Annotated in this window: 3 protein-coding genes; 1 reads left to right on the forward strand and 2 read right to left on the reverse strand. The window is 47.1% G+C overall.

Translation table 11 applies throughout. The features are described from left to right. The first annotated feature begins 75 nt into the window (after nucleotides 1-75). Nucleotides 76-1,227 (forward strand): DNA-processing protein DprA, encoded by a 1,152-nt coding sequence (gene dprA / locus QUB51_RS23490; protein WP_333263481.1) that lies wholly within the window; start codon nucleotides 76-78, stop codon nucleotides 1,225-1,227. Nucleotides 1,228-1,450: 223 nt separating this feature from the next. On the opposite strand, the gene QUB51_RS23495 is transcribed toward dprA, so the two are convergent. Both QUB51_RS23495 and QUB51_RS23500 read right to left on the reverse strand, forming a co-directional pair. Then, on the reverse strand, nucleotides 1,451-1,633 hold the full coding sequence (locus tag QUB51_RS23495) for a hypothetical protein (RefSeq protein ID WP_333263478.1): 183 nt from the start codon (nucleotides 1,631-1,633) through the stop codon (nucleotides 1,451-1,453). Nucleotides 1,634-1,765: 132 nt separating this feature from the next. Continuing rightward, on the reverse strand, nucleotides 1,766-5,845 hold the full coding sequence (locus tag QUB51_RS23500; protein ID WP_333263475.1) for an FG-GAP-like repeat-containing protein: 4,080 nt from the start codon (nucleotides 5,843-5,845) through the stop codon (nucleotides 1,766-1,768). Between the last annotated feature and the right edge of the window lie 155 nt (nucleotides 5,846-6,000).

Consider the following 6,000-nt stretch of genomic DNA (forward strand, 5'->3'; position numbering starts at 1 on the left):
TACAAATGATTTAGGATTTCTATATATTCAACCAAAAATGATAAAATTATTTTCATATAAGTTGAGGGTAACTCCTTGGTAGAAGAACGCGCTTACTGGTTGGCATGGTCGCAAATTAACGGTATCGGGCCGATTTTGTTGCAAAGATTGCACCAAAATTTCAATAGTTTGGCAGAAGCTTGGACGGCAAAACCAGTAGATTTCATGCGAGTCGAAGGGTTTGGTAAGCAGATAATTGAAACAATTTCCCAAGAACGAACTAAACTCAATCCTGAAGAATTTCTCGAAAAACATCTTATAAAAAATCCCAGTTTTTGGACGCCCGCCGATTCAGATTATCCCCGCTTATTATTGGAAATTCCCAATCCGCCACCAGTGTTGTATTATCGCGGTAATGTCGATCGCAAAGAGAATCAAGGAATTACGCCGACGGTGGCAATGGTTGGTACTCGCAGCCCAACGGAATACGGCAGAAGGTGGACTCGCAAAATTAGTACGGCTTTAGCTAGAAGCGGTTTTACTGTGGTTTCGGGATTGGCGGCGGGCATTGATACAGAGGCTCATACAGGCTGTTTGGAGGCGGGAGGAAGGACTTTCGCAGTGGTGGGGACGGGGGTAGATATTGTATATCCTAAACAAAATGAGAGGTTGTGCGATCGCATTTTGCAGCAGGGATTGGTAATTAGTGAATATCCGGCGGGGACTCAACCGAATAAAACTAATTTTCCGCGCCGAAATCGCATAATTGCTGGCTTAAGTCGCGCTACAATCGTGATAGAAGCTCCGCATAAATCTGGTGCTTTAATTACTGCTTATCAAGCGAATGATTTTTGTCGGGATGTGTATGTTTTGACAGCAAGATTGGATGATGAGCGTTCCTTTGGGTGTTTGGAGTTGCTGAGTAAAGGTGCTCATCCGATTCTGCCGAGTAGCGATCGACACTTAAGCGAAGACAGGTTGTTGGAAATGCTCGGAGCTATGCCAAAATTGGATAGAGCCGAGCAGTTGTCGCTATTTCCTCCAAATCCGACGGTTGAGAAGCAAGGGCCGCTGTTGGAGCCAGAATTGGCTAAGGTGTTAAGTGCGATCGTATCTGGGCCGATTTCTTTTGATGTAATTGTGGAAGCAGCGGGATTAGAAGCGGGAACGGTTTCTAGTATACTTTTGCAGTTGGAATTGTTGGGATTAGTTTCGCAGTTACCGGGAATGCGATATCAGCGGTGCTGATTTGGAATGTTAGATTAAATCCGCATTTTATACAGATACTCGGCGGTTGAAACCGCGTCTACACAGACAAAATCCCCCTGCGCGGATTGAAGGCAACGGAGGACACGGCATTGCCGTTTCCCTACCCTAAAATAATCAATTTTCCTCGCTCGGATTTAAGCATCACGCGATCGATTGTAGGGACAAGGCACAGCCGTATCCTGATTTCGGGTAATGGGTAAAATCAACCGGATTGGATGATGAAATTGCCCGATTGGGCGATCGGATATAACGATCGAGAACACGGCAATTGAGGACACGGCAACAGCGCAATTGGTGTCAACTTAAGGTAAAACCAATAGTCCGACAGGGAATGAATTCCCTGTCTCAAAGCTAAAGTCCTCGCTATGAGGACTGAAGAACTCATTAGTCCTCTTCAGAGGACTTTAGCTATTAGACAGGGGTTTCAACCCCTGGCGGACTGACGGATGAGCGAGAAGACTAACGGACTAAAAGCTTAAGTTGACACTAATGGGCAATGCCGTTTCCCTACCCAATCTCAAATCAATCCGAAATTAACGGCACTAATACTGCTAGCAGAAACACCACTGAGAGAAGCTAAAATCTCTCCTGTTTGTGCCAACCGGATTAAAGTTGCACCGCTATCTTGAGCAATCGCCAATTGCGAGAAACTCAACCCGTTACCCAATACTAACAAGTCTTGACCGACTTCAAAGTCAGTAATCGTATCAGTACCGGAATTGGTAGAGAGTAAGAACTTATCTACTCCCATTCCTCCTACCAAAGTATCACTTCCCAAACCGCCATTGAGTAAATCATCTCCCTTACCTCCGTAAAGAATATCATTACCATCATCGCCATTCAAGATGTCAGCACCACGGTTGCCAAATAAGACATCATCACCGCTACTTCCGAGGATTGTATCGCTACCTTTGCCACCGAAAATAGTGTCATTCCCCAGAACTCCATCGAGGGAATCATTGCCCCTCATGCCCATCAACACATTATTCGCGCTGTCGCCCGTCAGGATATCGTCGCCATTGGTACCGAGAATTGCATCCGGGGAATTGCTGCCCAAATCAGCATCGCCGCTGACAACAGGAGTTGCAATCCCAACAGGTAATACTACAGCTTCAATTCTGCTATCTAAAGCAGTACCAGTATTGTCAGCAACTAGCTGGGAAATAGGTTTATTTCCTGCACCAACTTCTTTGAAGTCTTGAGTTGTTGGGCCCAAGGCTACTTGTTGGAGGCGGGCAAGTGATTCAGGAATTGATGTTCCTGTTGGGTTGGAGACAGCCGCATCAATGCGTTGATTGGCTGTTGCCATTACTGTCGCGGATTGCGATGTAATTTGGGTGACTTGTTGAGAGTTGAAACTGGGGTCTATTTGCTGGATTTTAGCGGCTGCTTGCTGAATGATTGGTTCTAAGGCTGCGGCATTGCTGAGGTTTAAGACTGTACCAGATTGAATTTGATTGGTAATTGAACTGACAACAGCTTTGACAATATCGGTATTGACTGCACTGGATGCACCGTCAATCAAACCGCTAGTTTGGGTGATGAAGTTTTGGACTTTCACCATTGCGGCTAAGACTTGGACTCCGCCTGGTACGTTGTTGTTGGTAGCTTCTATTGGATCGAAGCTAGTTAGGTCAACATCGCCGGGGAGAGAAAGGGCAGCTTTGACTAGAGATTGGGCTGATTCTGGTTCAATTCCTTTGTCGATTAAGTCGGCGATTAAGGTGGTTAGGAGGGTGACTACACTCGCATCTGGCGGTGCGGTGACTGGTGTTTCTAGGGGTAAGCCGGTGGCGGTGTCAGTGCCTCCTATGGCTACTAGATTGCCTTCTGATGGGTCGATTTCTCCGTTTTTGTTGGTGTCGAATGTCTCGAAGGGGATGTTGAGATTGAATTTACCGCCTGTGTCGGTTGTGGTGGATGGTTCGTTGGTGTCGAGGACGGCGTTTTTGTTGGCGTCTAAGAACACAGTTGCACCGTCTATGTAACCGTCAATCACCCAGCGCCCATCTTTGGTTGTTACCGTGAAAGTCTGTTCGCTACTGGCACCGTAAGAGTCTGTAGCTATTAACTTCACCTCGAAGGGTTGCGAACCGGTTGGGGGAGTTCCGGTGAATGTGATGGTGTTTTCCGAGGAGTTGGATTGAAGTCTGAGCCAATTGGTGTTTGAGCCACCGTTTTCTAAAGGACTGCCATCAGGTAGAGTTAACTGGTAATTAATCGGGCCGCCATCGAGGTCGGTGTATACATCTTTGATGGCTTGGTTAAACTCAGTGTAGCTCCCACCTAAACGCATCTGCTGTTCTGGTGGGCTGTTCTCAGTAATCTTGGTGGCGCTCAAATTATAGCCGCCCTCCGTACCGCTACTGTAACTGGTGGTTCGCACGAGGTAATTGATGTTTGGCTGCACTTTGAAGCTAAGTTGCGAGTTCGCACTTCCGCCAAAGTCATCGTTAAATTTGATTACCTCGTTAGTATCTGCATTAACCAGTTGCAGGTAGGTGTCAAAGGGTGCATCGAGGTTGATTTTCACCTTCTGCCCCGGCGTTACTCCAACAAGGCTGTAGTCGTCTCGGTAGCGGCCTGTACGAGCGGGGTTGTCGGGGTCAGTGCTGCTGAGTGTCCCGATCAATGTCTCGGGAACGCTGAGGTTAAGCCCTGTAGAGCTGTTGGCAAGAGTAAAACTCCCTTCTTCGGCAAAGGGCGAACCTGCCCAAGCAGTGTCAATTGCCTGCACGCTCCAGTGATAAGTCCCCAAAGGCAAGTCTTTAAGTTGCCACTGGGTGTTTTGATTGACATTGCCCAAGCCCACCAATTGCCGAGTTCCGTCATCGAGAGACATCGGGGAAATAATATCCTTGCCCTCTGACGTAGTGCCAACTCGCAGGTTGTAGCTTAAACCGAGACTTGGAGTTTGAGCATCTATCGCCCGGTTCCACTTAAAAGTCACATTTCGGCCATCAGGTTCAACCATCAGCCCTGTGGGTGGACTGGGAGGAGTGTTCGTATTAGAGGTATTGTTGTGGAAGACTTTGGTGGTGGAGCCGTGTACTACCAAAATATCTAGTTTGTTATCGCTGTCATAGTCTCCCCAAGTGGTAGAAGGGACTTGATCATAACCACCAAAAGGCTCTAAATCACTGTATACCTGTACACCGTCGTCAAAGCTATCGCTGCTTCCACTGCTTGTATTACGATAGATTTTGGTTATGTACTGTCCTGCTTCGTAATATGGGCGATCGCGACCTCTTAGCAGAATATCGAGCCTCCCATCATTGTCGTAGTCTCCCCAAGTCGCTTGAGCATATTCCAAACCAGGTATTTGCACACCACTGTCGTAAAAGCCTTTAGGATCGTTGATGCTGGTTTGATTGCGGTAAACTTTAACAATAGGTTTTCCTTCACCATCCAGACCTGTGAGCAGGATATCGAGTTTGCCATCGTTGTTGGAGTCTCCCCAAGCAACCGAAGAGACAAAATCGAAATATCCCAAACCGGGCAGTTTTAAACCAATGTCACTGAAAGTGCCATCGCCCAGGTTACGGTAGAGTTTGGCGGTTGGATAGTTGTTGGAATTCGGCACTGTCAGCAGAATATCAAGTTTACCGTCGTTGTCATAGTCGGCCCAAGCGGCACCGCCACTGCGTGGTAGTGATAGTGGGAGAGCCCAATTATTAAAGCTGTATTGATCGTTGACAGCGCCTTCGTTGCGGTAGAGATTGGTACTAAACCCCCCCCAATTATTAACGCCTGTTCGCAAGATATCAAGACGACCATCATTGTTAGAATCTCCCCAAGTTACTTGGGAATCGTACGGGTAAACATCAGGTAGCTGTCTCTCAAACGCAAAGTCATTGCCTATGTTAAAGTCATTGTCTATGTTGCGGTAGATTTGTGTGCTTTCAGCATTACGACGCGAAGTAGAGTTAAATTCGTAGCGGCTCAGCGTGACATCTAGTAGCCCATCATTGTTGTAATCTCCCCACGCTGAGTTACTACCTGGCAAGTCTTTTCGCTTAGATTCGTTAAAGCCATATTCGGTAGAACTCCCGTCGGTCTTGTTGAAGATTCGGGTGTTGTCGTAGATTCGGCTACTTCCGAGGATATCGAGTTTGCCGTCATTGTTGTAGTCTCCCCAGATGGCTGAACCCACACCAGATATCGGAACGTTCGTGTCGGTGAAAAGTGAGTCAGGATCAAATAACTGTGAGTCAGGATCAAAAATTTGCAAGGTAGCAGAGCTTTGAGAGCCAATATTGGCATTACCCCGATCGGTGATCCGAAACTCAATTTCTTGTGTTCCCTCAACCTGATCATCCGGTAAGATGTCAATTGTGAAAGGTTTACTATTTTCGTTTGGGTTAAAGGTGAGTTCACCAGAGAACATGGGGGGAAAGTTCCAATCTGTTCCCCGAGTAGCTGAACCAGTATGGGGTTCTAGGTACACCCTGGAAATATTACTTAGATCCCCAGTGCGAGTGAGAGTAATTTTTGTCTGAACGACTCCTGTGGAACTTTCATTGACTTTGTAAGTAGCTTGGGAAAAATTTACCGTGGGAATACTAAGAATCTGATTGTTAGGTTCCGTTATTCCCAAGGGAGTTTCGTTAGAGTTGGGTAATCCGATCGGGAATATGTTTGGGTTCCCTGTTCCTGTCGTGACTGGTGTCGGCGTTGTCGTGACTGGTGTCGGCGTTGTCGTGACTGGTGTCGGCGTTGTCGTGACTGGTGTCGGCGTTGTCGTGACTGGTG

It is taken from the genome of Microcoleus sp. AT8-A3, from assembly GCF_036705675.1.
In the GTDB taxonomy this organism is placed as follows: Bacteria; Cyanobacteriota; Cyanobacteriia; order Cyanobacteriales; family Microcoleaceae; genus Microcoleus.

Coding starts and splice junctions, on each gene's coding strand:
- QUB51_RS23495 (WP_333263478.1), bottom strand. CDS start 1,633: ATGAGTTCTTCAGTCCTCATAGCGAGGACTTTAGCTTTGAGACAGGGA.